Origin of the sequence: Nocardia sp. NBC_00565 (genome assembly GCF_036345915.1) — a bacterium.
Classification (GTDB): domain Bacteria; phylum Actinomycetota; class Actinomycetes; order Mycobacteriales; family Mycobacteriaceae; genus Nocardia.
The window spans coordinates 521,994-546,623 of sequence record NZ_CP107785.1; the positions used below are offsets into that span (position 1 = coordinate 521,994).

Consider the following 24,630-nt stretch of genomic DNA (forward strand, 5'->3'; position numbering starts at 1 on the left):
GTTTGTCGCGCGTGCTGGATGATGTTGTCGCTGAGGATGTTTCGTTGTGGCGGGCGAGTTTGGATGATGTGTTCGCCTGGGTGGCGGGGGTGTTCGGGCGGGCTTGGCTGGCACCCCACGCCACTCTCGCCACCGCCGCCCGGTCACAGGTCCGAACAAGAAGGTAGAGGCGTCCGTGGTGGGGAGTGTCGGGTGAACTGGACAGACCCGAAACACAGCTATTTCACAGCCCCAGTTGATACGGCAGCAGCCAGCCCTGTGCAACGTTGGGCTGGCTGCTGTGTGGGGCTATCGGGTTATTCGCCGTGCTTCATCAGCTTCCGATGGGTTGCGGCACATGTTGGGCCCGCGTCACACATTTGGGTGAATACCCGAGGCTAGAAGGCGGAACCGGTACCGGTGGGCAGGCATACCGGACCAAAGCACACGCTGCCGGACTGCACCACGGCGATACCGGCTGTGGCGCTCAGGCCGGTGGCGACAGTAAACGGCGTGCCGCCGGAGGTCGGCAGCGCAATGACCGTGCCGTCGGCAAGGGCGATGAACAGGGTGGTGCCGGAAGCGGTGATACCGACCGTGATGCCCAGGCCGGTGGCCACGGCGACGGTCGCGCCGCCGGAGGTCGGCAGCGCAACGACTGTGCCGTTGGCTTGGGCGATGAACAGGGTGCCGCCGAAAACGGTGATACCGACTGGGTTGGTCAGGCCGGTGGCCACGGTGGTGGTCGCGCCGCCGGAGGTCGGCACTGAAACGACCGTGCCGTCGGTTTGGATGATGAACAGGGTGGTGCCGGAAACGGTGATACCGACTGGGTTGGTCAGGCCGGTGGCCACGGTGGTGGTCGCGCCGCCGGAGGTCGGCACCGAAACGACCGTGCCGTTGGCTTGGGCGATGAACAGGGTGGTGCCGGAAACGGTGATACCGACTGGGCTGGTCAGGCCGGTTGCCACGGTGGTGGTCGCGCCGCCGGAGGTCGGCACCGAAACGACCGTGCCGTTGGCTTGGGCGATGAACAGGGTGGTGCCGGAAACGGTGACACCGACCGGGGTGCCCAGGCCGGTGGCCACGGTGGTGTTTATGCCGCCGGACGCCGGCACCGAAATGAGTGTGCCGTTGGTTTCGGCGATATAAATGGTGCTGCCGCCCGTCGGAGTCGGTAGTGCGGCGGCCGGGCCGGCGGCCGCGACCGCGATCACCGTTGCGAGCGCCAACGGTGCCGTTGCGGTGAGGGCCAGCACCCTACCTATGGACCGTGCCGCGGCTGCGAGGCGGGAAACAGGTCGCCCACCTCGAGTCTGGCGGAAATGCACGTTCACGCTATTTCTCCTTTTCAAAACGGGTCACAGGACGCGGGCCGCGGCGGTCGGCCAACGGCACGCTGAGTTGTCTACTGCCGAACAGGTCGCGCGGCGACCCCGTGCAGGCATAGCGAACCTCACCCGGTGAGGGCGAGGAGATGCGAACAATCTCGGTACAGGCCGCTGCGGCGGTCCGCACTGCCAGGAGTGAACGTCGGTCGATCGACGCACCGTCGCCCGATATATCACGCGAACTCTTGCACCACGAGCAAGCCGATCTTCCGGACGATCCGCTAACAGTGCCGCATCAACATATCCGCGCAATCGACGAAGTCAAGGATCACGAGCGTTTTAAAAACGCGTCGGCAGTAGCACCCCGCAGCAATCCACCGATGCAACCTCGTGCAGAATGCCAACGCATCTGAGGCCTCGTGGCTGTGCGGGGTTTGTGCTGGTAGACGTATAGAAACGGGTGTGCCCGAAGCTGGACGAATCTGCGGAGGAGCCGTGGACTGTGATTCGATTGGTCGCGGGTTCGAGCCCCGCCCGACCCACTTTATGCGTTTGACCTGCGAGGATGCGAAAACCGACAGCTAAAGATGCTGTCCACCAACGTGAAGAAAAGGTTCATGGGTTTCGCGTTCGAGGCGATTGGGCACTTGACCTGCGCTGACGGTGGCTCGGAGCGGCCGACGATGATTTCCTCGTCGCCCTCGGGATGCCGCCGCGATTTTTGACGATCATGATGTGAGACGGTGACGGCCAGGGCTATCTTGAACGTCGGCCAGCGCGTTCACAACCTGTTGGCGACGAGTAATCCCCAACTTCCGGAGTAAGTGAGCAACGTGGCCTTCGACGGTTCGAACCGAGAGCACCATGAGGTTTGCAATCTCTTTGTTGGAGAGCCCTTCTGCGACGTAGGAGGCGATGTCGCGTTCACGCGGAGAAAGTTCCGACGTCGCCGCCGACCGGGCAGCAGTGTCCTGATCACGCTCTTCGTTCAGCGCAAAGGCGATCACCTGGGCTCTCGACATCGTGGCGCCCTGTCGATGTGATTGCGTGTAGGCCGAATTACCGAGCGACCTTCGTGCACGCGCTTCGTACACTTCACGCCGCTGGACCCAGTGCTGAGATCCGTACAGCTGCATCCCGAACGAATCCCACATCGATGAAGCCGCCCCGAGCAGTACCGCCGCCCGTTCACCGGAGCCGGCCGCTGCCTCTGCCCACGACAGCAGATCTGTCACAAGAGTTGTTCCTACCGTGTCGTCGAACGCGCGCTTGAGGCCGAGGCTGATTGTCGCAAGTCGGATCGCCTCCTCGTGCTGACCTAGAACGAGAGCAACAAGGCCGAGACCGTAGACCGAGTAGGACAACATCCACTTCTCGCCCGTGGCCGACGCCTGTTCACGAACCAACTCGAAATGCTCCGCCGCGCGCAGTGTTTCACCGTTGGAACTGCACAGCATGCCCATTTCGATGTGCGCTGTCCACCGGAGATCAGTACCGTCGGGAAGCTGCTCGTAGAGCGCGAGAGCTGCCTCGAGGTGACGTTCTCCTGCTTCGAAGTCACCACCGAGGTAGGTGTTCAAACCCTGCGTCTGGCGTGCAAACGCCAAGGTCGCCTCGTCGTTCGCTGCGTGTGCACGCCGGACGGCGGATTCGAGGGTTCGAGCCGCCTGCGTTCGGTCACCCTGCATCGTTTGGAGGACGCCCATCGTGGCCTCGAGCTGGGCGATGCGGGAATCGCTGAGCGAGGTCAGCTTCAAGAAGTTCGTGATCCACATTCGGTGCTCGCGCACGGAAAATGCCGACGACCACAAGAACCACGTCGCAATCAGACCTGACGCCAGCGCAGTCGATTCGTCGGTCGGGTTACCCAGCGCTGTCTGTAACGCCAGTCTGAGGTTGGCTCGATTTTCACGGAGCCGACCGCTGACCCGTTCTTGTTCGTGGCCAGTCCATTTGCGTCGTGCGGACGCCACCAGTGCGGAACACCATCGAAGGTGGGCACACCGGAGTTGTGACGCCTCATCCGGCGTCAGCTTGCTCGCTCCGAAATGACGAAGCGTCTCCAGCATGCGAAACCGTACGCTGCCACCGCTGTCGTCTCGCAGAAGTACGGATTTGCTTACCAAACCGGCGATTACGTCCAGAACCTGACCGGTTTCCACCGTGGAGTCCGCGCACACCGTCTCGGCCATCGTGAGATCGAATCCCTCGGCGAAGATCGATAGTCGAGACCAGAGCGCCTGTTCGCGCGAGTTGCACAGGTCGTAACTCCATTCCACCGTCGCATTCAAGCTTCGGTGTCGGTCCGGGCCGCCACGATTTCCGACGGTCAGCAGTGCGAATCTGTCGTCGAGCCGTGCGGCCAGGTCATCGACGGACAGCGCGGTCAACCGTGCGCAGGCGAGTTCGATGGCCAGTGGTATTCCGTCGAGTTGAATACAGACACGTCTGACTGCGTCTCGACTGGCGTCGGTCAGGGTGAATCCGGCAATCGCGGCGGACGCTCGATTCTCGAACAACTCGATTGCCGCGCTGTTGTTTTCGCGACTGTCGTCGTCGATGGTGGACAGCGGTTCCAAGACGTAAACGTGTTCGTCCGGCACCGACAGTACTTCACGACTGGTTGCCAAGATCTTGACATCGACGGTGTTTCTGAGGATCAGCGAGATCAGCTCCGCGCAGGCAGAGATCATGTGTTCGCAATTGTCGAGAACGATCAGCAAGTTCTTGTCGCGGACGGACTCGATGAGCGATTCGAGCACGCTGCGTTCGGGCAGATCGGTGTCGCCGAACCCCAGTGCGTCCAGCACAGCTTGGGGCAGTAGCGACTTGCTTCGTAGCGACGCGAGCTCGATGAAGCACACGCCATGGGTGAACGCGCGCCGAAAGTCCGACGCGGCTTCGGCGGCCAGTCGGGTCTTACCGATACCGCCCGGGCCGGCGATCGTGACGAGTCGGCTTTCGCCGAGCATCGCACGGAGACTACGTAAGTCGTCTTTTCGTCCGACGAAGCTGGTCGAGAAGTGCGGAATGTTCGAGGCGCGACGCGCCGGCACTAACGGCGTCTGCCCGGTTGCACCCGGACTTCGTTCGGCTCTGACTCGCTGGACGGCGCGTGCGAGTGTGTTGCGCGATCCGCTCCACTGCAACTCTCGATGCAATTGAGCCACAGTCATATTCGGGTTGACATCGAGAAGTGTGCCGATTGCGGGTGCGAGCGAATCCGCCGTCGATCCGGTTCGTGGTCGGTGGTCGCGGGGCGGTGCGTCGAACGTCAGTGCCCGACGCACCGTATTGCGAGATATATGCAAGGTGGTGGCGATCGCCGAGACCGACTCTCCCGCTTTCCGGAGGTCGACGATCTGGCGCCACTCGTCGGAGTTCACTCGATGTCTCGCTTCAGTCGATGTGCTTGTGACCGGCGTCACCTAGTCGATAGTGAACTGTCGGTGCCTACTGGTCAACATGTGACATCGTGCGTATTGACGCACGGGTGCTGACTTCGAGGAGCCCTGTCAGCCCTTTGACCAGGGAGTTCGACACACTTCCACCCGGATTGGCGGACCGAGTATTTCTACGGTTTCGCGGTTGACCGCCACGATGGACAGTGATGCAGGTCATAGACGAGCGAACTTGTCGAACAGACGGAGCGACCATGAGCACGCCGGAACAGAACATCGAGGCAGCGAACAATTTCGCGAAAGTCTTCTCCACGGGTGACGTGGTGCAGATCTTGGACACACTCCATCCCGACGGGACCTACTGGGTCTCCGGGGGCATCGAGGGCATGTCGGGGACCTACGACAAGAAGGGGCTCGGTGCGCTCTTGAGCGGGGTCACCTCCGTGTACGAGAACGGCGCGCTGGAGGTCACTCCGACTGCAGCGGTCGCGCAAGGCGACAAGGTCGCCGTCGAGGCCACGTCGTACGCGAAGTTGAAGAACGGCAAGGTCTATCAGAACGCTTACCACTTCTTGTTCGAGTTTCGGGACGGGAAGATTCTGTCCGTCAAGGAGTACATGGACACCAAGCACGCGTACGACATCTTCTACGCCTGATATCGCGATATCCGTTGTGCGACAAGCACGTCAATCGTCGTTCCACCGAAAGGCACATCACCATGGCAATGGAAACCGGACTGATCGTCCACCCGTACATGCGCCCCGAGCACACCTCGCGCCAGACGTTCGAATGGTGTGTGGATCAGGCGATCGTCGCCGATCAAATCGGCTTCGACTCGGTCATGTTCTCCGAGCACGCATCACAGCGCTGGGAGAACATTCCCAATCCTGAGTTGGTCATCGCCGCGGCCGCACGTCAGACCGAGCGGATCAAGTTCGCTCCGATGGCCCACATCCTTCCCCATCACAACCCGGCGAAGCTCGCCATCATGATCGGGTGGCTCTCGCAGATCCTCGAGGGCCGGTACTTCCTGGGTGTCGGCGCGGGCGCGTACCCGCAGTCCACGTATATCCACGGCATCAAGAACGGCGAGGACACGCAGTTCACGAACGAGATGGTCCGAGAATCCCTCGAGATCATGGAAAAGATCTGGAAGCGTGAACCGTTCTACTACGAGGGACGCTTCTGGAACGCCGGCTACCCGGAAGAACTGCACGGCGACGAGGGCGACGACCAGCACATGCTCGCCGATTTCAGCCCTTGGGGCGGCGCGCCGGAAATCGCGGTAACCGGATTCAGTGCCAAGTCGCCGTCGATGAAGTTCGCCGGCGAACGCGGATTCCGGCCGATGTCGATCTTCTCCGGTCTGGACGCTCTCAAGACGCACTGGGAAACGTATTCCACCGCAGCGGAAGCCAACGGTCACGTCGCCGACCGCTCGCGCTACCACGTATCGCAGACGGTGTTCGTGGCCGACACCGATAAGGAGGCCAAGCGCCTGGTCATGGAAGGGCCGATCGGTCACTGCTTCGAGCGCTACCTCATTCCCATCTGGTGGCGCTTCGGCATGATGGACGGATTCATCAAGGACGCCGGCGCAACAAAGGCTGACGTCAACCTCGAGTGGATCGTCGACAACGTGTTCTGCGTGGGTTCACCGGACACCGTGGTCGAGAAGATCAACGCCCTGTTCGAGGCGAGCGGTGGCTGGGGCACGCTCCAAGTCGAGTCGCACGACTACTCCGATGACCCGGCGCCGTGGTTCAACTCCCTCGATTTGATCGCCAAGGAAGTGGCACCCCGTATCTCCCTTCCCACGTCGGTGTCGGTCTAGAAAGCGAGAGGTAGTCATGTCGAACCGTTTGGTAGGAAAAGTCGCCCTCGTTACCGGCGCGTCTCGCGGAATGGGCGCCTCCCACGCGCGGACCTTCGTCGCCCACGGAGCGAAGGTCATCCTCGCCGATGTCTCCGACGAGGCCGGTGAGAAGCTAGCCGCCGAGTTGGCAGACAACGCGATTTTCGTACATCACGATGTGACACAACCGGATTCGTGGACGTCGGTCGTCGAGAGCGGTGTGCGCGCCTTCGGCGAGATCAATGTTCTGGTGAACAACGCAGGTGTGCTCGGTCCGCTGGCCGTCACCGCGGAATTGAGCGAGGACGACTACCGGAACGTCTGCCGGATCAACCAAGACGGTGTGTTCTTCGGGATGAAGGCGGTACTGCCGTCGATGGAGCGAGCGGGTATCGGTTCCATAGTCAACATTTCGTCGATCGCCGGCATGGCCGCGAACTACGGATTTCCCAATCTGGCCTACGTTGCCAGCAAGTTCGCGGTCCGCGGGATGACGAAGGCGACCGCAGTCGAATACGGACGCAAGAACATTCGTGTCAACTCCGTACATCCGGGTTTCATCCAGACCCCGATGATGGTGGAAGCGACCAACGAAGAGGGTGGTGACGCGTTGGCTCAGATCCCGCTGGGGCGTATCGCCGACCCGCAGGAAGTGTCCAACCTCGTGTTGTTCCTTGCTTCGGACGAGTCGTCGTACATCACGGGTTCGGAACACCTTGTCGACGCCGGAATGCTTGCCCAGTAGGACACGAAGTACCGCCGCTGGGGTTGGTGCGCGGCGCCCACCCCAGCGGATCACCACGTCGTGCACCCGACAGCGATCGCGCGCCGGTCGCACAACTTCTCCCGAAAAGGACTGAGCGACATGCGAACACCCATCGAGCGAGTCGAGCAGGCGTTGGCCGATGTAGCCGCTGGTCGTTCGATAGTCCTGATCGGCGGTACCGCCGATCAGGACAGCTATGTTCTGGTCGCCGCGGAGAAGTCCTCGACCGCGTCGATCGCTTTCATGATTCGGCACGGTTCGGGCTTGGTCTGCGCTGCAGTGACCGGAGATGAAGCCGACCGGCTCGGTCTGTCACCGATGTCGACCACACGCACCGGAAGCAGCACCGTCGAGTACCTGGTGTCGGTCGATACAGCTGAGGGTTCGGGGACCGGAATCTCAGCAATCGATCGAGCTCGCACCCTTCGGCTCCTGGCCGATCCGCACAGTCTGCCAGCGACGTTCACCCGCCCCGGTCACGTCATGCCGGTGCGCGCCGAATCGAGCGGAGTGCTCGGTAAAGCGGGCGCGGCGGAGGCCGCGACGGATTTGACGCGCTTGGCCGGGTCCATGAGCGCCGGCGCCTACACCGCTCTGGTGTCCGCCACAGACCAGACACGAATGGCGGACCCGCAGGAGGCCCACGACTTCGCAGATCGACACGGATTGGCCTGGCTGTATCTCGACGATGTCGTGTCGTATCGCAGAGCGACCGAAACTCATGTGCGTGCGACGTTCCGGCACAACGGATCCACGATTCTCGGCTCCTACACGGCGAGGGGCTTTCACAGCGACGTCACCGACGTGGATTTCGTGGCGTACACCGTCACCGACGTGAATGACCGCCGTACTGCACCGCAAGTCGTTCGTCATCGCGAGGACTCCGCCGACGTGTGTTCTCTTGACCCGGCCGACTCTCTGGCAACGGCCATGAAGTCGGTCGTCCGGCACGGACACGGGACGGTGGTGGTCGAGCGGTACTCAGCGGGCCACTCGTTGTCCGAGTGTGCTCGTCATGCATCTGCGGTCGACGCCGACGTGGCCGAGATCATTCGGGCCATCGGGTACTCGACCGTTGCATCCGTCGAGCGGGGTGGCGGGCGGGTTGCGTCCGACGCGCCAGTCGTGATGGGACTGGTCCAACACGGTGACGTATGGCAGGCCAGCAAGATCCTGGAATCCACCGTCCGAACAACGACCAATTGAGGCAATGATGTCGAACAACGCGCACTGGAGCGAGGTCTCGCCGCTCGCGGACCTGCTCGGCCGCGGAGCCGCCGACCATCCTGACCGCGATCTCATCGTCTTCCCGGACAGCCGGTATTCGTACGCGCAGGTGTACGAGCGATCGATACGGGTGGCACGAGGCCTCATCGGTCTCGGCGTCGAAGCCGGGGACCACGTGGGCTTGTTGGCCCACAACGGAATCGAGTTCCTGGAGGGGTTCTTCGGCGCCGCACTGGCGGGGTGCGTCGTGGTGCCTCTCAACGCGAGGCACAAATCCGCCGAACTCGGCTTCATCGTCGAGAACGCGGATCTGACGGCCCTGCTGACCGTCACGGGCGACAACGACTACATCGACTTCGTCGACGTAATGCACGAGGCGCTGCCGTCGCTGGAAGCGTCGGCCCACGGTCGGCCACTGTCCCTCCCCGAGGCGCCTCGCCTGCGGTCGGCTGTCCTGCTGAAGGGAGAGGACCGCGCAGGGTTCGTCTCCCGGTCGGCATTCGCCGCCGCCGCCGACCGCGTCGACGTCGACGCGGTCGACCGCCTGCGCATGCAGGTCCGCGTCCGAGATGTGGCCGCCATTCTCTACACATCGGGTACCACAGCGAATCCCAAGGGGTGCATGCTCACTCACGAGGCAATCACCCGCGGCCCGGTGTTCCGTGCACGACACCGGCTGGTGACCGAGACGCCGCACATCAGCTGGGGCGGTGGGCCGATGTTTCACATCGCCGCCCTCGCGCCACTCATCGGCGCCATGGGAGCAGGCGGCACCTACCTCACCGACACCTACTTCGAGCCGGGTCGTGCCATCGAGCTCATGGTACGAGAGAGGCCCACGACGATATGGCCGTGGTTTCCCGGCCCCATGCAGATGCTGACCAGCCACCCGAGTTTCGATGCGACCGCACTGGACTCGGTACGCTTCATCTTCCTTATCGGGCCGCGAGTGTTGATCGCGGAGGCGCAGACTCTTTTCCCGCAAGCTGAACTCGTCGCGGCGTGCGGCATGACCGAGACGGGCGGAATCTACGCTCTCAGTGACGAGACCGAGTCCTTCGATGACCGGTCCAACGCTCAGGGTAAGCCGGCACCCGGTATCGAAGTACGCATCGTCGACCCCGTCACTCGTCGGGAACAACCGGTCGGCATCCCCGGTGAGATTCTCGTGCGCGGGTTCTGTGTCACCGACGGCTACTACAACGATGCTGCGAAGACAGCGGAAGCACTGGACGGGGAAGGTTGGCTGCATACCGGCGATTTGTACAGCCGGACCGAATCGGGATGCCTGGTGTTCCACGGCCGCCTCAAGGACATGCTCAAGGTCGGGGGCGAAAACGTCGCCGCCATCGAGATCGAGTCGTTCCTGTGCGAACATCCTGCTGTGCTCAACTCCGCGGTCATCGGTCGTCCCGACGAACGCCTCGACGAAGTGCCGATAGCATTCGTCGAGATCAGAGCGGGGCACCACCTCACCGCCGACGAGCTGTTGTCGTTCTGCCGGGGAAAGATCGGTCGCTACAAGATCCCGCGCGATATCTACTTCGTCGCGGCGGGTGAATGGCCGATGTCGGCCACCAAGATCAACAAACGAGGGTTGCACGCGATCCTCCTCGACAGGTCCGAAAGTATGAGTCCCGCTTCATGACCGAGGTTCCTCCAGCCCGCGACTCGACCGTCGTCACCTCGGCCGAGATCCGAGCGGTCGCGGAGGACGCCCTTCGAGGCGTGGCCGACGGTGACGGCATGGACGACCGCACCGCCGCGCTCATCGGCCTTTCCGTCAGAGCCGTGGTCACCACGATGGATACCGAGGGCAGCGAGCAGTACATCAGGGTGGCTCTGGCCGCCGGCGCTACCTCGGCTCAGGTCCAAGAGGTGCTCACCGTGGTGGCCGCAATCGGTGTGCACACATTGTTCGAGTCGTCGAGACAACTGGCACGTATTGCCGCAGAGCTCGACTCGGCAGACTCCACCGCTCCAGCAACGGCCGATCGCGAGCTGTGGGCCCGCTACGTCGGAGACGATCCCTATTGGGCCAGAGTGGAAGTGGAAGTCCCGGGCTTTCTCGACGCGCTGCTGCGGATGTCGCCCGAGGCCTTCGGGGCGTTCTTCGAGTTCTGTTCGGTCCCGTGGAAGAGCAGGACCGTCCCGGCGCTGACCAAAGAACTCGTGTCGCTGGCGTGCGACGCGACGCCCGGTCACCGGTACCTGCCCGGGTTCAGACTCCACCTGGCCAACGCGTTGGAGCTCGGGGCCGGCGCCCTCGTCGTGCGTGACACATTGTGCATTGCCGAGAAGGCTCCGATGCCTCGAGGAGTGCGCTGATCCCTCAGCGCCGCCGCTGGGCCACCACACTGTCAACGCACAAGTAGTTTACGTCAACGTTGATGTGGTCGACTAAGGTCGGTAAGATCGCGTGTCGTGGCTACTTCCTCGACGACCGGCAGCGGCATGAGCAAGCGTAGAAGCAGCGCTCAAAACGAGAACAGCCCCGGGTATCAGGCGAAGCGAACCGAGCTCATGGGCGTTGCCGCCGAGGTGTTCAAGGAGAAAGGATTCGAGGCGGCGACCCTCAACGACATCGCTGAGCGATTCGGGACGGATCGCGCGTCGATCTATTACTACTTCGCAAGCAAGAAGGAACTTTTCCAAGCGCTGTTCCACGACATTCTCATCGGTGTACTGAACGAGAACATCGCGGTTGCATCCGCGATCGTTGCGTCCGATATGTCGGCACCCGACAAGCTCCGAGGCCTCGTCGAGCAACAGTTGATGTCGTACGAGAACAACTATCCCTACGTGTACCTCTACATCCAGGAAGACATGACGAAGCTGAGCCTGGACAACACGGCGTGGGCCAGAGACATGGCGCGCAAGACGAAGCGGTTCGAAAAGATCGTCACCGACGTCCTTCAGCAAGGCGTGGACGAGGGTGCGTTTCGCCCCGACGTGTCGGTGGCGCTGATGGCGAAAGCACTGTTCGGGATGATCAACTGGACGCACCGGTGGCTCAAACCAGGTATGCGCAAGACCGACGCTCGACAGACTATCGACGCCTTCTGTGCGATCTTTTTCGACGGAGCAGTCAACCGCCCCCGGTGACACTATCGGGGGCGGTCGGTTCGATCGATCAGCGTCCCGTCCACACGGCAGTTCTCTTCTCCGCGAAAGCCGCACGGCCTTCCAGACGGTCGGCGCTGTACTCGTACGCCTCGATCGGCTCGTACCGCGTCGCCAGCGCGGCGTCGAGCGGCCATCCCGCGCGTGAGAGCACGGCGTCCTTGGCTGCTTGGACGGCCAGGGGTGACGCGGACGCGATTCGCTCGGCCCACCCGGTCGCAGTCTCCGCGAGCTTTTCGTACGGAACCACCTCGTTCACCAGACCGTAGCGCTGCGCCTGATGCACGTCGATGCGTTCACCGGTCAGAATCATTGCCAACGCGATGTGATGGGGGAGTTGACGAATCGCCCGGTGCATGATGCCGGCCTCACCGATGATCCCGACCTTGGTCTCGGGAATGCCGAACTTGGTGGTGTCGGCAGCAACGATGATGTCGGCGCACATCGCCAGTTCGAAGCCGCCGCCGATGGCATACCCCTGCACCGCCGCGATGAGCGGTTTGCGCAGTGTCAACAGGGGCCCGCCTACGCCGGTGAGGCCTCCGCCCAGGGCCATGCGGCGCCCGGCGCCGTCGCCCCCACCGCTGACGTCCGCACCGGCGCAGAAGGCCTTCTCACCGGCGGCGGACAACACAGCGACCCAGATATCGGGATTGTTGTTGATCTCGGTCCACGCCTCGAACAGCGCGAGGTCCATCTCGGAGTTGATCGAGTTGAGGGCCTTTGGCCGATCGAGGGTGACGCGCGCGATATGTCCATCGATCGCGAATCCGATTCCTGAGCTCATCGAGTTTCCTTCTCTAGTGCAGTTCTTCCGGACCGACAGGGCGCTTGTAGTGCGCCACTGCGGCTTTGAGGCCGACGTCGGCGATCCACGCTCGTATCTGCTGCACCGACGGCGACAGGTGCAGCAACGCGTCCATCTCCGCTCCGCTCTGCGCGGCGGTACGTACGCCCATCGCTTCCATGGAGCGGTTGATCGAGAGCTTCTTGATCCGCAGGACATCCGACGGCGTGCGGGCGATCTTGGCCGCGAAGGTCTCGACGGCGGTGAACAAATCCCGTTCGGGGAGTGCATGATTCGCCCACCCCCACTCGACCGCGGTGGATCCGTCGATGGTGTTGCCGGCCACGAATGCCATCTCTTTTGCACGTTTGGGTCCGACCAACGGTGCCCAGATCGGAGCGATGTAACCCCCGCCCAGCGGCATGGCTGGCTCGCCGATCTTCGCGTCGTCGGCCACGAACGTCAGATCGGCGAACACGCACATCTGCGTCGCACCGGCAATGCAGTATCCGTGTACGGCGGCGATGACAGGTTTGGGGTGGTCCCAGATGGCCAGGAATCGATTCACGTTGCGCGCGAGTCGTTCTCGATCCGCAACCGGATCGGGTTCGGACACCACCTTGCCTACCTGGTCGATGTCGTAACCGGCGGAGAAGCCGCGCCCGCGGCCGCGGATGCCGATCACGGGGCCACCCTCATGCGCCAGCCCGGCCAGCGCATCGCTGAACTCGTCGAGGAGTGCATCGGAGAGCGCGTTCGCTTTCATAGGGCGGTCGAGCACGATCCAACTGATCGGACCCCTGTGCTCGACCTGGAGGTTCTCGTACTCGAAAGTGCCCTGTGCAGGTTCGGCGAAATCCACCTCGGTCGGGGACGTCATGCCGACGCTCGGCCGATCGGAATCTGCTTCTTGACATGAAAATCGACAACGCCCGATGCGCGGAGCTCGCGTCGGGTGAAGCGCCAACCGCTGGCGTCGTCGAAGACGAACTCGTCGTGGTACTGGCCGAAGAAGTGACCGTCGGCCTTACCCTCCTTGGTGTAGCGGTGCCACGCGTACAGCACCGATCGAACCTTGGCCGAGCGCAGATCGTCGGTGAAGTCGACGACGACGTTGGACACGTGGTGGCTGGTCGCGCTGAAGAAAGTTCCTATCCCATCGAGGGTTTCGCGATAGGCCTTGCGCCCTTCGGCACCGAAGTTCGGGCCGTAGGCGACGTAGCAGTCCTCGGTGAACAATGCCGCGAGATCGTCGGGAAGGTTCATGTCGAGGTAATACGCGTAGTCGAAGAGGACGCGTTCGATCTTTTTGATCGACAACAACTCCGATAGTTCGCGCGTCGTCGAGTCCTGGGCAGTTGTCATGGTCGTTTCTCCTAGGTCTTCGGTGTCGGCGGTCTCGACCGTGGCGACGGTTGCCGGCGAAGGCGTCAGCAGCAGGCCGTCGACGGTTCCGTCAACGTACGTGTAGATCATGGAGCGGATGATCTGCCCTTGTCAACCACGCGAGAATGCCTCTCGGCGCAGGCTGCACGCATGAATGCAATCAACGTGCATGTGGATTCAATCAACACGTGCATTGACAATGAACTCTTGCGATGTGACTATTGACGCAGGGAGCGACGTAGGTCACAGGCGCGGTGGTTCATCTACCGGCGGCCGCAGATACATTCTCGGAAGGTGTGTTCGATGACGATCCTCGACCCGACACGAACGATCGAACGGAGCCGTTTTCGGCACGTGCTGGGCCATTTTCCGACGGGAGTCACAGCGATCACCTCTCTCGACGACAACGGCAAGCCGGTCGGTATGGCCGTCGGCTCGTTCACGTCGGTCTCGCTCGACCCACCATTGGTGGCCTTTCTGCCGGACCGCTCCTCCACGACGTTCCCGATCGTGCGTGCGAACGGCAGGTTCTGCGTCAACGTCCTCAGCTCGCGGCAACATGCCGTCTGCAGAGCGCTGTCGAGAAAGGGCCCCGACAAGTTCTCCGAAATTTCGTGGTCACCCACGGCGACGGGCTTGCCGCGCATTACCGACGCTCTCGCCTGGATCGATTGCGAGATCGATGCCGTGCACGAAGCAGGCGATCACTACATCGCCATCGGCCGTGTCGACGCCCTGGAGCTCGACGCGATCGAAGATCCGCTGATCTTCTTCCAAGGCGGCTACCGCGCCTTCGGTCCAGCCGACGCTCTCGGGTGACCCGTTCGCCCGACGTACAGGCGGCAGCTTCGGTGTACCGGATGCGATATTGGCTTGGCCGACAGGCGATCTCGGTGCCACGGGTCGTGAAGCTACGGTCCGGTTGGGTTCAAGCGTGAACTAGATCCGCGATCGATGACATGGCGGAGCGGCAGGCCGCCGAGCGACGCTAGATCGCCGAGCACGAGGACCAGGGATGTGCCCGCAACGCGGCGTCGGTGTTCGAGATCGACGACGTGATCGATCCGGCTCAGACGAGGTCATGGATCGCCGCCACGGTGCGAGAGCACGAGGCACACCCACCGCGGCCGGGCGGGCAGCGCCGAATCGACACCGGGTAGCGCTCGACGCGGGAGGTAACCGACGCGCACAGTGGAAAGCGACTCCACCCGCACAGAAAGCGGGCGGAACCGAGAGGTTCCGCCCGCTCTGGTTGTGTCGCCGAGCGCTATTCAGCGAGTGGTGTAGTTCTCGAGATCTGCTCGCTCGGTCATCTGCCAGTACTCGACGTTGAGGAAGGGCATCACGAACACGACTCGTCCGTGCCTGTTGCGGTAGTAGGTCGACATTCCGCGGTGGGTCCACACCGTCTTATCGTGGGTGGCGTCGACGAGTTCGTTGTAGCGGTCGTTCGCTTCGGCGGTGGCATCGATCGCGGTGATGTCGTTTTTGAACATCTCCGTGAGAAGCCCACGGATGTAACGCATCTGCACCTCCATGAAGAACATGAAGCTGCCGCTGCCGGGGAACGAGTTCGGGCCGCCGAGCATGAAGAAGTTGGGAAAATCGGGAACGGACACACCGAGGTACGCCCTCGGATCGTCGTCGTTCCACGCCTGTCGCAGCGAGAGTCCGCCGATTCCACGGACATCGAGAGACGACACGAACCGCGCGGCTTCGAAGCCGGTGGCCCAAATGATGACATCGGCGTCGAACTCGGCCCCGGTACTACTGACAAGGCCGGTGGGGGTCACCCGGTCCACTCCGTCGTTCACCAGCTCCACATGGTCCTTGCGGAGGGTCGCGAACCAACCGTTGTCCAGCAGGATGCGCTTGCCGAACGGTGGATAATCCGGAAGTACCTTGTCCAACAGGTCAGTACGGTCCCCGAGCTGTGCGGTGATGTAGCGCGTGAAGTACTCGCGATGCGCGTCGTTGCGCGCGTTCACCGCGCGCTCCGGATGCTCCCACTCGGGGTCGACCCGAAGTGACTCGATGACCTTGTCGCCGAATTGCCAGAACAGCCGAATCCAATACCAACTGTGGTATTCGGGGCACGCCTGCATCAGCCGGCGCAGCTCCAATGGAATCGGTGCTCGGAACTTTTCGAACGGCGCGACCCATTGTGGGGATCGCTGGAATACAGTCAGTTGCTCGACCCGATCCGCGATGGCCGGTGTGATCTGCATGGAGCTGGCTCCGGTGCCTACGACGGCGACGCGCTTGTTCTCGAGATCCAGACCCTCGGGCCAGTCGGCGGAATGGAACTGGACGCCGGAGAACGTGTCCATTCCCGGCACATGGGGCAACTTGGGTCGATTGAGGACTCCCACGGCGCTGAGGACCACGCTCGCGTTCAGGACCTCTTCGTCGCCCACGCCATTGCGTACGGCGACGTTCCACCGCTTGGTGGTTTCGTCGTAGTCTGCGCTGAGAACCTCGGTGTCGTAGCGCACCCGCTCGTTCGCACCGAGATCCTTCATCGTTTGTGTGAAGTAGAGCTGCAGGTCGTTCCGCATCTCGAAGTGCGTATTCCAGTCGTTCTTCGCGAACGAGAACGAGTAGAGGTGGCTGGGGGTGTCGACGCCCGCACCCGGGTAGGTGTTCTGGAACCAGTTGCCTCCCGCCTCGGGTTGCTTCTCGAGGATGACGTAGTCCACGCCCATGTCCTCGAGCTGCTGGGCTGCCGCGATTCCCGCTACTCCGGTACCGATCAGCACAACATTGAAACCGGGCGGCGGTTGCACTGGCTCGAGCGCGATCTCGGGGGCGTCGGGAGCCACGCGACGCGCGAGCTCCTGGGACAGCATCGGACCGTACTCGTCGCCGACGGTTTCACCTATGCACACGGTCATCATGCGGACCGTGTCTTCGGGCGACGGGGACGGGATGGCGGGTGGGTGACCCGCTTGAAGTGACAGGATCGCATCCACCGCGTGTTCGCGTATCTCGTTCTGCAGTTTCGGATTCAACCCCCCGGAATCATGGTCACCCAAACCCTTCCCGCGGGTCGGGCGGTAGGGCTCTTCGAGCCACTTCGGGTCTCCGGTCGTCTGATAGACGACCATGAGCAATGCCGGCACGTTCGCGATGGCCACCGCGGCCCGCACTTCCTGCTCGGTCAATTGGTCCGGATTGAAGTAACCGTCGCCGGCTCCGTCTGTGGCGACTCGACTGCTGTTGTCGTCTTGCATTTGTCTGTACCTCTCGGATCGATCTGCGGAACCGAACTCGTGCATCGAACGTCGCCACGGAGGGGCGGAGCATCGCATCTTGAATCAACGCTGACGTTGATAGCCGTCTCCCGAATCGTGGCAGTCCGAGTCGTTGTTGTCAACGTGGGTGTAGATTGCGACAGTAGGCGGCCGGCCTCGAGGTAACTGGGCTCCGAATAAGTAGGCAGCGGTAACTCGGCCACCATGCGCTTGGCAGCGGTACGCTGATCAGCGTCCGGTTTCCTACGGTGGTGAGGAAGGTGGAGCCATGTCGACGACCGATCGTGACTGGACCAAACCGGCGGCTATGGCCATACCGGCTGAAGGCTATTTTGAGCTGGAGCGGGGCCGATACGGCCCGATCTATCCACGGACGCCTGCCTCCTATGGTTTCTCGATCATCGCGAAGGTGAAGCCGGGGCGAGAAGACGCTATTCGCGCGTACGGTAAGCAGATAGAGGACGCGGTCGCGAGTAGTCCGGATGTGCTGGCGCCACTGCGGCTGCACTATCTGCGATGGGTGTTGTTCGATGTCGGCTCCGGATTACATTTCCAATACCAAGGCATCTTCGACACCGATTTCGACAAATACACCGAGGATGCGGTGGCGCTCTTCGCCCAGACGGGTATCACCACCGTTTTCACCAACCTCGAAGGATTCCCCGAGGATTGGAAAGAAAACCCGAGCGCGTTCGCCCGATTCGTCCGAGAGCACCACTTTCCGAGCTTCCTCGAATACGGTGAATACCCCTACGTCACCGCCGACGAAATCAAGAAAGCGCTGCGGCTCGAGGCGGCGTTCTCCGATATGCTCGACCAGATGCAGTGATCACCCCGTCGACGCTCGAGTTCGACGATATCCAGCACATCCTGCTGACGCGCACCCCGGCGATGACGGGCCGCTACGAGTTCCTGTCCTTCGACGACCCCACCGGAGGCCGGGCCTGGTTGGCCGCCTTGCTGGATCGGGTCCAGTCGGCGGCAGACGCACGCGCCTCGATGGACAGTTCCCAGCGTTGGATCACCCTGGCCTTCACCTGGGGAGGGCTGCGGGCGCTCGGGGTGTCGGAGGAATCGCTCGCCACTTTTCCCGACGAGTTCCGTGAAGGTATGCCCGCCCGCGCCGACATCCTGGGCGACACGGGCGCCAATCACCCGGACAACTGGGTGGGCGGGCTGGCCGGTGACGACCTGCATGCCATCGCGATCTTGTTCGCCCGCACCGACACCGAACACCAGAGGTGCACCGCCGAGCACAACAAGCTTGTGGCCGGCTGCCCGGGTGTGCGGGTGTTGTCGTTCCTGGATTTGAACGCGACGCCGCCATTCGACCACGCCCATGACCATTTCGGATTCCGTGACCGGTTGTCCCAACCGGTGATCGAGGGATCCGGCGAAGAACCGACGCCAGGCTCGGGTGCACCACTGAAACCGGGTGAATTCATTCTGGGCTACCCCGACGAGGAGGGGTCGGCTCACGGGCTGCCGCAACCAGAAGTGTTGTCACGCAACGGCAGCTACATGGCCTACCGGCGGCTGCAAGAACACGTCGGTGCGTTTCGGAACCATCTGCGTGAGCATGCCGACACCCCTGATGAGCAGGAGCTGCTCGCCGCGAAGTTCATGGGCCGCTGGCGAAGCGGCGCCCCCTTGGTGTTGGCCCCCGACCGGGACGATCCACAGCTGGGTGCGGATCCCATGCGGAACAATGACTTCAACTACAAAGAGATGGACCCGCACGGCTACGCAGTGCCGCTCGGCTCGCACGCGCGGCGACTCAATCCACGCGACACCGCAGTGAATATGAATCGCCGCAGGATGATTCGCCGCGGAGCCACCTACGGGCCGGCGTTACCCGAGGGAGCCCCCGACGACGGGATGGACCGCGGCATTGCCGCGTTCATCATTTGCGCCAGCCTGGTCCGCCAGTTCGAGTTCGCCCAAAACGTCTGGATCAACGACAAGACATTCCACGAACTCGGCAATGAACACGACCCCATCTGCGGCGCCCAGGACGGCACGTTGGAGTTCACAATCCCCAAACGGCCCATCCGCACAGTGGTCGAGGGGTTGCCCGCATTCACCACGCTCAGGGGCGGCGCGTACTTCTTCCTGCCCGGTATCGGCGCCCTGCGATACCTGGCCGCCCTCGACAGTTGAGAGGTGACATCATGAACACCCGACCTGGGGCACGCACCTACAACCAGAACCACATCCCGCGCCCGCACGACGGGCGCCGGCGGATAAGCATCTACTGGACGTGGAGCTACCCGTGGGAGGCCCAACGCGATCCCGCCGAAATATACAACCGTTTCTCCACGATGACCGAAGTCCGCAACGTAACGTGGCCGGGCTACGAGACCTCCGAGTACGACGCAGCGCACTTCCTGCAAGGCATTGCCGGCACACTCGAGCTGTTCCATCGCTCAACTCTGGCGTTTCAGCGGCTGGCCGGTGCGGCGACCGGTCATCCCGTGGCGGTATTCCAGCGCATCGACCAGGCCGGCTACCAATTGCCGATCGACGAGCGGATCCTGGCCGACACCGACACGCTGATGGTGTTCGGGCTCGATCACGTCCTCTCCGAGCAGGAAGCCGCAGCCGAAGAGTGCGCCGCAATCCGGGACTGGCTGCAACGCGAAGGCACCTGCTTGCTATTGGCGCCGCACCACGACGTCGGCTTCACCGACGACTACACGCAGCGACAAACTGAATACGAGCATCACGGCGACCCCTTGGTGCCTCGCCAGCAGAGATTCGGCCAATACACGCGCTCACTGATGAAAGCGCTCGACGTGCCGGTCCACAATAAGTGGGGCCTACGCCCCGCGGTTGTCGACGGCACCGACAAGATCGCTCCCCTGACCGGGTTCCGCGATCTGGACACACCTCAACTGCTGGATAACGTCACCACCTTCAATTTCCACCCCCATCTGCCGCACTACGAACTCACCGCACCGGAAAGCGAGTCCCTGCGGGTCCTGGGACGTCAGCGCGTCGACCCCACCCGGCCCCATCCCTTCACCGCGGCCGGTAATACGGAATTCAACGCGCTTATCTGGATGCCACCCAACGGGCAACGTGCCGGCGACATCGTGCTGATCGACTCCACCAACTTCACCACACTGTTCGGCGGCACCGACAGCCTCGAAAACCTGTGGCACAACCTCGCGACCATGAAATGACCGCAAGCCAGGTTGCGCTGAGCCGCCGGTCCCAACTGGCGAGGCTTGGATGGTCTTGTGCTGTTGCGTTGGCTTTGGGACGGCCACGGGAGTGTGGGAGATGAGCGCACGCGACGGCCCCAGCCTGCGGCGGTTACATCGCAGCACGCGGGTACTGCTGATCATCCTCGCGGTGTCCGTCGTGTCGTTGCTGGTTATTCCCCGCCTGACCAGTGCCTATATCAACTGGCTGTGGTTCGGTGAAGTCGGATTCCGCGGTGTCTGGCTCACTGTGCTGATCACGCGGCTGTCGCTGTTCGTCGCGGTCACACTGTTCGTCGGCGGCATCGTTTTCGCGGCGATGTGGCTCGCGTTCCGGTTCCGCCCCTTCTTCTCCGGCTCCGGGGAGGATGTACTTCGGCCGTATCGCGCCATAGTGCTCCGGTGGCCGTTGCGGTTCGGGCTGGGCATCGCCGCCTCGCTGGGGCTCATCTGCGGTCTTGTCGGGCAGTCGAGCTGGGTGACAGTTCAACTGTTCATCCACGGCGGGTCCTTCGGTGTGTCGGATCCTGTGTTCGGACACGACGTCGGGTTCTTCGTCTTCGATCTACCCTTCTATCGACTCGTTGTGAACTGGCTGTTCGCCGCCACCGTTCTCGCTTTCCTGGCCAGCCTCTCGACGCACTACCTGTTCGGGGGTCTGCGGCTGTCCGGAAACACGAGAGGCCTGATTCGCGCCGCCCGCGTTCAGCTGGCGGTGCTCGCCGGCACGTTCATCGTCGTGAAGGCAGCCGCCTACTGGCTCGACCGATATTCGCTGCTGTCGAGCAGCAGCAAGGAACCGACTTTCGCGGGTGCCGGCTACACCGATATCAACGCAGTCCTGCCCGCCCGCCTCATTCTCTTCGCGATCGCCGTCATCTGCGCTGCCGCGGTCTTCGCCGCTGTCGTGGTTCGGGACCTCCGAATCCCGGCGATGGCGACCGCGCTGCTGCTGTTGTCGTCGATCCTGGTAGGAGGCGCCTGGCCGCTGGCTGTCGAGCAACTCTCGGTTCGCCCGAACGCCGCCGACATGGAACGCGTCTACATCGAACGCAATATCGCAGCTACCCGACAGGCGTACGGCATCGGCAGCGACAGGGTCGATTACCGAGCCTATCCTGGCGTCGGCACCAAGTCGCCGCCCGACGTCCCGGCGGACGTGACCACGATCGCCAACGCCCGCCTGCTCGACCCGAGTGTGCTCTCGCGAACCTTCACCCAGCAGCAACAACTGAAGAACTTCTACAGCTTCCCGACGAATCTGGACCTGGATCGTTACCGCATCGACGGGCAACGGCGTGATTACGTGGTGGCGGTCCGCGAGCTGACCCCGAATGCGTTGAGCGGCAATCAGACCCACTGGGTCAATCGGCACACCGTCTACACCCATGGAAACGGGTTCGTCGCCGCACCTTCCAACCGGGTAAACGCCGCGGTCCGCGACGCTGCCGACGACGCCGCCGCCAGCAGCAACAGCGGATACCCCATCTACGCGGTCAGTGACATCGCGTCCCTGGCATCCGGGCACCAAGTGATCCCGGTGGATCAGCCCCGCATCTACTACGGCGAGGTGATCGCCCAGGCGAGCCCTGACTATGCCATCGTCGGCGGAGGCATCGAACCCCGCGAGTACGACACCGACACCACCAAATACACCTATGCCGGAGTGGGAGGCGTCCCGATCGGGAACTGGCTCAACCGCCTGGCCTTCGCCACAAGCTACACCGAACGCAACATCATCTTCTCCAAGGCGATCGGTCCCGAATCGAAGATTATCTTCAACCGGGATCCGCGCCATCGCATCGAGCTCGTCGCGCCGTGGTTGACGACCGACAATAACCCCTACCCGGCAGTTGTGGACGGCCGGATCGTCTGGATCGTCGACGCATACACCACAATCGACGGCTACCCCTACGCCAAACGCAGCTCGCTCGAAGCGGGCAGCGACACCCGCATCCGGAATCCTCGAGAGATCTCCTACATGCGGAACTCGATCAAGGCCACCGTCGACGCGTACGACGGTACGGTCACCCTCTACCAAGTCGACCAGCACGACCCGGTCCTGACGGCATGGATGAACGTCTTCCCCGGCACGGTCGAACCCGAGGAGTCGATCACCGCCGAGTTGCGAGCCCACTTCCGGTACCCGGAGGACCTGTTCACGATCCAACGCGAGATGCTCGCCAAATACCACGTGGATGAACCACGAGAGTTCTTCACCACCAACGCTTTCTGGTCGGTGCCCAGCGACCCGACCGTTGACACCAACCCGCACCAGCCCCCGTTCTACGTCCTGCTCGGTGATCCGGACAACGCCCAGCCGTCGTTCCGTCTGGCCAGCGCGATGGTCGGTTTCAACAGGGAATTCCTCTCCGCCTACGTCTCCGCCTACTCCGACCCTGAGAACTACGGCAAGATCAGCATCTTCCAGCTACCCACCGACACGCTCACCCAGGGACCGCAGCAGATCCAGAACTCGATGATCTCCGACACCAGAGTGGCGTCCGAGCGAACCCTGCTCGAGCGTTCGAACCGGATCCAGTACGGCAACTTGCTCACCCTCCCGATCGCCGACGGCGGTGTGCTCTACGTTGAACCACTGTTCACCGAGCGGATCTCGACAACACCGAGCGGATCGACGTTCCCACAACTAGCACGGGTCCTCGTCAGCTACCGCGACCCCGGCACCGGCGGCGTTCGCGTCGGCTACGCCCCAACCCTCGCCGAGGCGCTCGACCAAGTGTTCGGCGCGAATACCGGTCGGCTCGCAACCGCACCCGGCGGCGGCCCCGCGGCCCCGCCGCCACCGGGCCAGCAGCCCGCGTCACCACCGCCGGCGCCTCCACCAGGGGAATCCCCGCAGGCTGTGGATCAGGCGAAGATCGCCGAACTCAACGCGCAGATCGAGGCCATCCGCGCGGCGCTCGACCGTCTCCAACAGCAGTTGAACGACCTCGAACGTCCCCGTCGATGAGGTCCGGGTCCTCGGCTTAACGCCGCAGGCATTCTACAAATGCACTCGCCGAACGAGTTCGCGGATTATCGGGAACCAGAGCAGGGTGAGGATCGTCAGCGCGAGCGCGTGCCAGGGTATCCGCCACCACCATTGGACCACCGGTGGGAACGATGCTGCGGTGGTGGTGGGCGGTACGGCGAAGGACCAGGCCAGGAAGGCATCGCCGATGGGGAGGGCGCCGAAGGCGTAGCGTTTGGAGTTGCCGAGAGTGACTGGTACGCCGAGGCTTTCGCCGAGGCCGGTGAGTGGACCGGCGAGAGATCGATCGCCGTGCGCTCGGGCCGCGCCGATGGCGACCACCGTGGCCGAGGCGCTGACACCGAGAATGAGTGGTCCGGAATCCACATCGCCCGTGCCGTTCCGGCCGTGCGGATACTCCCGCACTCCCGGCAGGCCGAGCGGGGTATCGACGAATAATCGGCGGAATGCGCTGTACTGCTCTCCCGCCCACGCGGCATCTATCTCGGGCAGGAACCGCTGGATCACCGATTGTGACGAGCCGCGCGCACCCTCCAGCACAGGTGTCGCTTGGTGCGGCAGCAGACCGGTCGCTGGGTCCAGGTGCGCGCGCGCCGACGTCAGCCATTCGGCGATCACCGACTCGAAACGCGATCCGACAATACGATCGTGCAACCTCAGCGCGGCCACAGCCACCACATTGTCGACCGGCCAGGCCTGGCCCGGATACGCCGCAAGGAACGGCCCGTCCGTACCGAACGCCGCCGCGAGTGCCTCGCAATCCGCGGTGAATTGTGCCGTCTCCGGTGCGCCGGCACCGGCGAGTTCGATCACGGCCCCGCGCAACCGGCTGGACCATCCGGCGTAGAAGACCCCGTACGCCGGGCGCAGTCGCGCATCGAAAACCGCTCGCCCCGAAGGGGATCCCAAACGCTCCAGCGCCCAGCGCGCCTCCCGAAGCGCCTCGTCCCGATACATCGTGTCGCCGCGCGCGACATCGGCCCACGCCAACCCGTACAAGGCGTGTGAAAAGAAGTACCCCTCGGGGAACATGCCCTGCATCTGCTCCCCCAGCCCCGAGCCCAATTCCGCACGGAGAAACCGCAATTGGGCGATGACATCGGTACGCGGCTGCTCATCCCGATACAGCCGAACCTGCGGCACGAGGATCAGCAGCGTGAGCAGAGCCACGGCGGCGACATACATCGCTCTCGAGACGGTCCGAACGGAGATCACACTTGGAGTCATACATGTGCTGGGCTGCTCTGTCGACCAGCGCCGGGGTCATCTCGGGCTTGCGGCCGAGTCGGTCGATCACCTGCGCCGCTGCTACGGCGAGAA

At 63.0% G+C, this 24,630-nt stretch carries 19 protein-coding genes; 12 read left to right on the plus strand and 7 right to left on the minus strand.

The window, feature by feature from the left end; all coding sequences use genetic code 11:
* Positions 1–377 precede the first annotated feature (377 nt).
* Positions 378–1,316, minus strand: a complete 939-nt coding sequence (locus OG874_RS02785) for a hypothetical protein (RefSeq protein ID WP_330253553.1) — start codon at positions 1,314–1,316, stop codon at positions 378–380.
* Positions 1,317–2,038: 722 nt separating this feature from the next.
* Entirely contained in the window at positions 2,039–4,696 is a 2,658-nt protein-coding gene (locus OG874_RS02790) for a LuxR C-terminal-related transcriptional regulator (RefSeq protein ID WP_330253554.1), read from the minus strand.
* Between the two features lie 269 nt (positions 4,697–4,965).
* Between OG874_RS02790 and OG874_RS02795 the strand changes: the two genes are divergently transcribed.
* From OG874_RS02795 to OG874_RS02825, 7 genes are all read left to right on the plus strand, one after another.
* Complete coding sequence (locus tag OG874_RS02795) at positions 4,966–5,367, plus strand: nuclear transport factor 2 family protein (RefSeq protein WP_330253555.1); 402 nt, start codon at positions 4,966–4,968, stop codon at positions 5,365–5,367.
* Between the two features lie 62 nt (positions 5,368–5,429).
* Entirely contained in the window at positions 5,430–6,545 is a 1,116-nt protein-coding gene (locus tag OG874_RS02800; RefSeq protein ID WP_330253556.1) for an LLM class flavin-dependent oxidoreductase, read from the plus strand.
* 16 nt (positions 6,546–6,561) lie between these two features.
* Positions 6,562–7,311 (plus strand): glucose 1-dehydrogenase, encoded by a 750-nt coding sequence (locus OG874_RS02805; protein WP_330253557.1) that lies wholly within the window; start codon positions 6,562–6,564, stop codon positions 7,309–7,311.
* A 120-nt stretch (positions 7,312–7,431) separates the two neighbouring features.
* On the plus strand, positions 7,432–8,538 hold the full coding sequence (locus tag OG874_RS02810; RefSeq protein ID WP_330253558.1) for a 3,4-dihydroxy-2-butanone-4-phosphate synthase: 1,107 nt from the start codon (positions 7,432–7,434) through the stop codon (positions 8,536–8,538).
* Between the two features lie 4 nt (positions 8,539–8,542).
* Positions 8,543–10,207, plus strand: coding sequence for a class I adenylate-forming enzyme family protein (locus OG874_RS02815; protein WP_330253559.1), 1,665 nt, complete (start codon positions 8,543–8,545; stop codon positions 10,205–10,207).
* The gene (locus OG874_RS02820) at positions 10,204–10,887 is read left to right on the plus strand and encodes a carboxymuconolactone decarboxylase family protein (protein WP_330253560.1); all 684 of its coding nucleotides are present in this window, start codon (positions 10,204–10,206) and stop codon (positions 10,885–10,887) included. The genes OG874_RS02815 and OG874_RS02820 overlap by 4 nt, the downstream gene beginning before the upstream one ends.
* Before the next feature lie 96 nt (positions 10,888–10,983).
* Complete coding sequence (locus OG874_RS02825; protein ID WP_330253561.1) at positions 10,984–11,664, plus strand: TetR/AcrR family transcriptional regulator; 681 nt, start codon at positions 10,984–10,986, stop codon at positions 11,662–11,664.
* Positions 11,665–11,692: 28 nt separating this feature from the next.
* On the opposite strand, the gene OG874_RS02830 is transcribed toward OG874_RS02825, so the two are convergent.
* The 3 genes from OG874_RS02830 to OG874_RS02840 are packed head-to-tail and all read right to left on the minus strand — an operon-like array spanning position 11,693 to position 13,945.
* Positions 11,693–12,469 carry an enoyl-CoA hydratase-related protein gene (locus OG874_RS02830; protein ID WP_330253562.1) on the minus strand — a complete coding sequence of 259 codons (777 nt, stop codon included), beginning with the start codon at positions 12,467–12,469 and terminating at the stop codon, positions 11,693–11,695.
* Between the two features lie 13 nt (positions 12,470–12,482).
* Complete coding sequence (locus OG874_RS02835) at positions 12,483–13,349, minus strand: enoyl-CoA hydratase-related protein (protein WP_330253563.1); 867 nt, start codon at positions 13,347–13,349, stop codon at positions 12,483–12,485.
* Positions 13,346–13,945, minus strand: a complete 600-nt coding sequence (locus OG874_RS02840; protein ID WP_330253564.1) for a nuclear transport factor 2 family protein — start codon at positions 13,943–13,945, stop codon at positions 13,346–13,348. The genes OG874_RS02835 and OG874_RS02840 overlap by 4 nt, the downstream gene beginning before the upstream one ends.
* Positions 13,946–14,158: 213 nt before the next feature.
* Here OG874_RS02840 and OG874_RS02845 point away from each other — a divergent pair, with 213 nt between their 5' ends.
* Positions 14,159–14,674, plus strand: a complete 516-nt coding sequence (locus OG874_RS02845; RefSeq protein ID WP_330253565.1) for a flavin reductase family protein — start codon at positions 14,159–14,161, stop codon at positions 14,672–14,674.
* Between the two features lie 452 nt (positions 14,675–15,126).
* Here the strand turns inward: OG874_RS02845 and OG874_RS02850 are convergent, their stop codons facing one another.
* Positions 15,127–17,088: a flavin-containing monooxygenase gene (locus tag OG874_RS02850; protein WP_330253566.1), complete on the minus strand. Its 1,962-nt coding sequence runs from the start codon at positions 17,086–17,088 to the stop codon at positions 15,127–15,129.
* A 289-nt stretch (positions 17,089–17,377) separates the two neighbouring features.
* Between OG874_RS02850 and OG874_RS02855 the strand changes: the two genes are divergently transcribed.
* The 4 genes from OG874_RS02855 to OG874_RS02870 all read left to right on the plus strand — a co-directional run bounded on the left by OG874_RS02855 (position 17,378) and on the right by OG874_RS02870 (position 23,289).
* Positions 17,378–17,938, plus strand: coding sequence for a hypothetical protein (locus OG874_RS02855; protein ID WP_330253567.1), 561 nt, complete (start codon positions 17,378–17,380; stop codon positions 17,936–17,938).
* Positions 17,935–19,269, plus strand: a complete 1,335-nt coding sequence (locus OG874_RS02860) for a Dyp-type peroxidase (protein ID WP_442943266.1) — start codon at positions 17,935–17,937, stop codon at positions 19,267–19,269. Before OG874_RS02855 ends, OG874_RS02860 begins: the two co-directional genes overlap by 4 nt.
* An 11-nt stretch (positions 19,270–19,280) precedes the next feature.
* On the plus strand, positions 19,281–20,294 hold the full coding sequence (locus OG874_RS02865) for a hypothetical protein (protein ID WP_330253568.1): 1,014 nt from the start codon (positions 19,281–19,283) through the stop codon (positions 20,292–20,294).
* A gap of 100 nt (positions 20,295–20,394) precedes the next feature.
* Positions 20,395–23,289, plus strand: coding sequence for a UPF0182 family protein (locus tag OG874_RS02870; protein ID WP_330253569.1), 2,895 nt, complete (start codon positions 20,395–20,397; stop codon positions 23,287–23,289).
* Positions 23,290–23,322: 33 nt separating this feature from the next.
* Here the strand turns inward: OG874_RS02870 and OG874_RS02875 are convergent, their stop codons facing one another.
* Positions 23,323–24,525 carry a hypothetical protein gene (locus OG874_RS02875; RefSeq protein ID WP_330253570.1) on the minus strand — a complete coding sequence of 401 codons (1,203 nt, stop codon included), beginning with the start codon at positions 24,523–24,525 and terminating at the stop codon, positions 23,323–23,325.
* Positions 24,526–24,630 lie beyond the last annotated feature (105 nt).

Coding starts and splice junctions, on each gene's coding strand:
- OG874_RS02795 (WP_330253555.1), top strand. CDS start 4,966: ATGAGCACGCCGGAACAGAACATCGAGGCAGCGAACAATTTCGCGAAA.
- OG874_RS02800 (WP_330253556.1), top strand. CDS start 5,430: ATGGCAATGGAAACCGGACTGATCGTCCACCCGTACATGCGCCCCGAG.
- OG874_RS02805 (WP_330253557.1), top strand. CDS start 6,562: ATGTCGAACCGTTTGGTAGGAAAAGTCGCCCTCGTTACCGGCGCGTCT.
- OG874_RS02810 (WP_330253558.1), top strand. CDS start 7,432: ATGCGAACACCCATCGAGCGAGTCGAGCAGGCGTTGGCCGATGTAGCC.
- OG874_RS02815 (WP_330253559.1), top strand. CDS start 8,543: ATGATGTCGAACAACGCGCACTGGAGCGAGGTCTCGCCGCTCGCGGAC.
- OG874_RS02820 (WP_330253560.1), top strand. CDS start 10,204: ATGACCGAGGTTCCTCCAGCCCGCGACTCGACCGTCGTCACCTCGGCC.
- OG874_RS02830 (WP_330253562.1), bottom strand. CDS start 12,469: ATGAGCTCAGGAATCGGATTCGCGATCGATGGACATATCGCGCGCGTC.
- OG874_RS02835 (WP_330253563.1), bottom strand. CDS start 13,349: ATGACGTCCCCGACCGAGGTGGATTTCGCCGAACCTGCACAGGGCACT.
- OG874_RS02840 (WP_330253564.1), bottom strand. CDS start 13,945: ATGATCTACACGTACGTTGACGGAACCGTCGACGGCCTGCTGCTGACG.
- OG874_RS02845 (WP_330253565.1), top strand. CDS start 14,159: ATGACGATCCTCGACCCGACACGAACGATCGAACGGAGCCGTTTTCGG.
- OG874_RS02850 (WP_330253566.1), bottom strand. CDS start 17,088: ATGCAAGACGACAACAGCAGTCGAGTCGCCACAGACGGAGCCGGCGAC.
- OG874_RS02855 (WP_330253567.1), top strand. CDS start 17,378: ATGTCGACGACCGATCGTGACTGGACCAAACCGGCGGCTATGGCCATA.
- OG874_RS02865 (WP_330253568.1), top strand. CDS start 19,281: ATGAACACCCGACCTGGGGCACGCACCTACAACCAGAACCACATCCCG.
- OG874_RS02870 (WP_330253569.1), top strand. CDS start 20,395: ATGAGCGCACGCGACGGCCCCAGCCTGCGGCGGTTACATCGCAGCACG.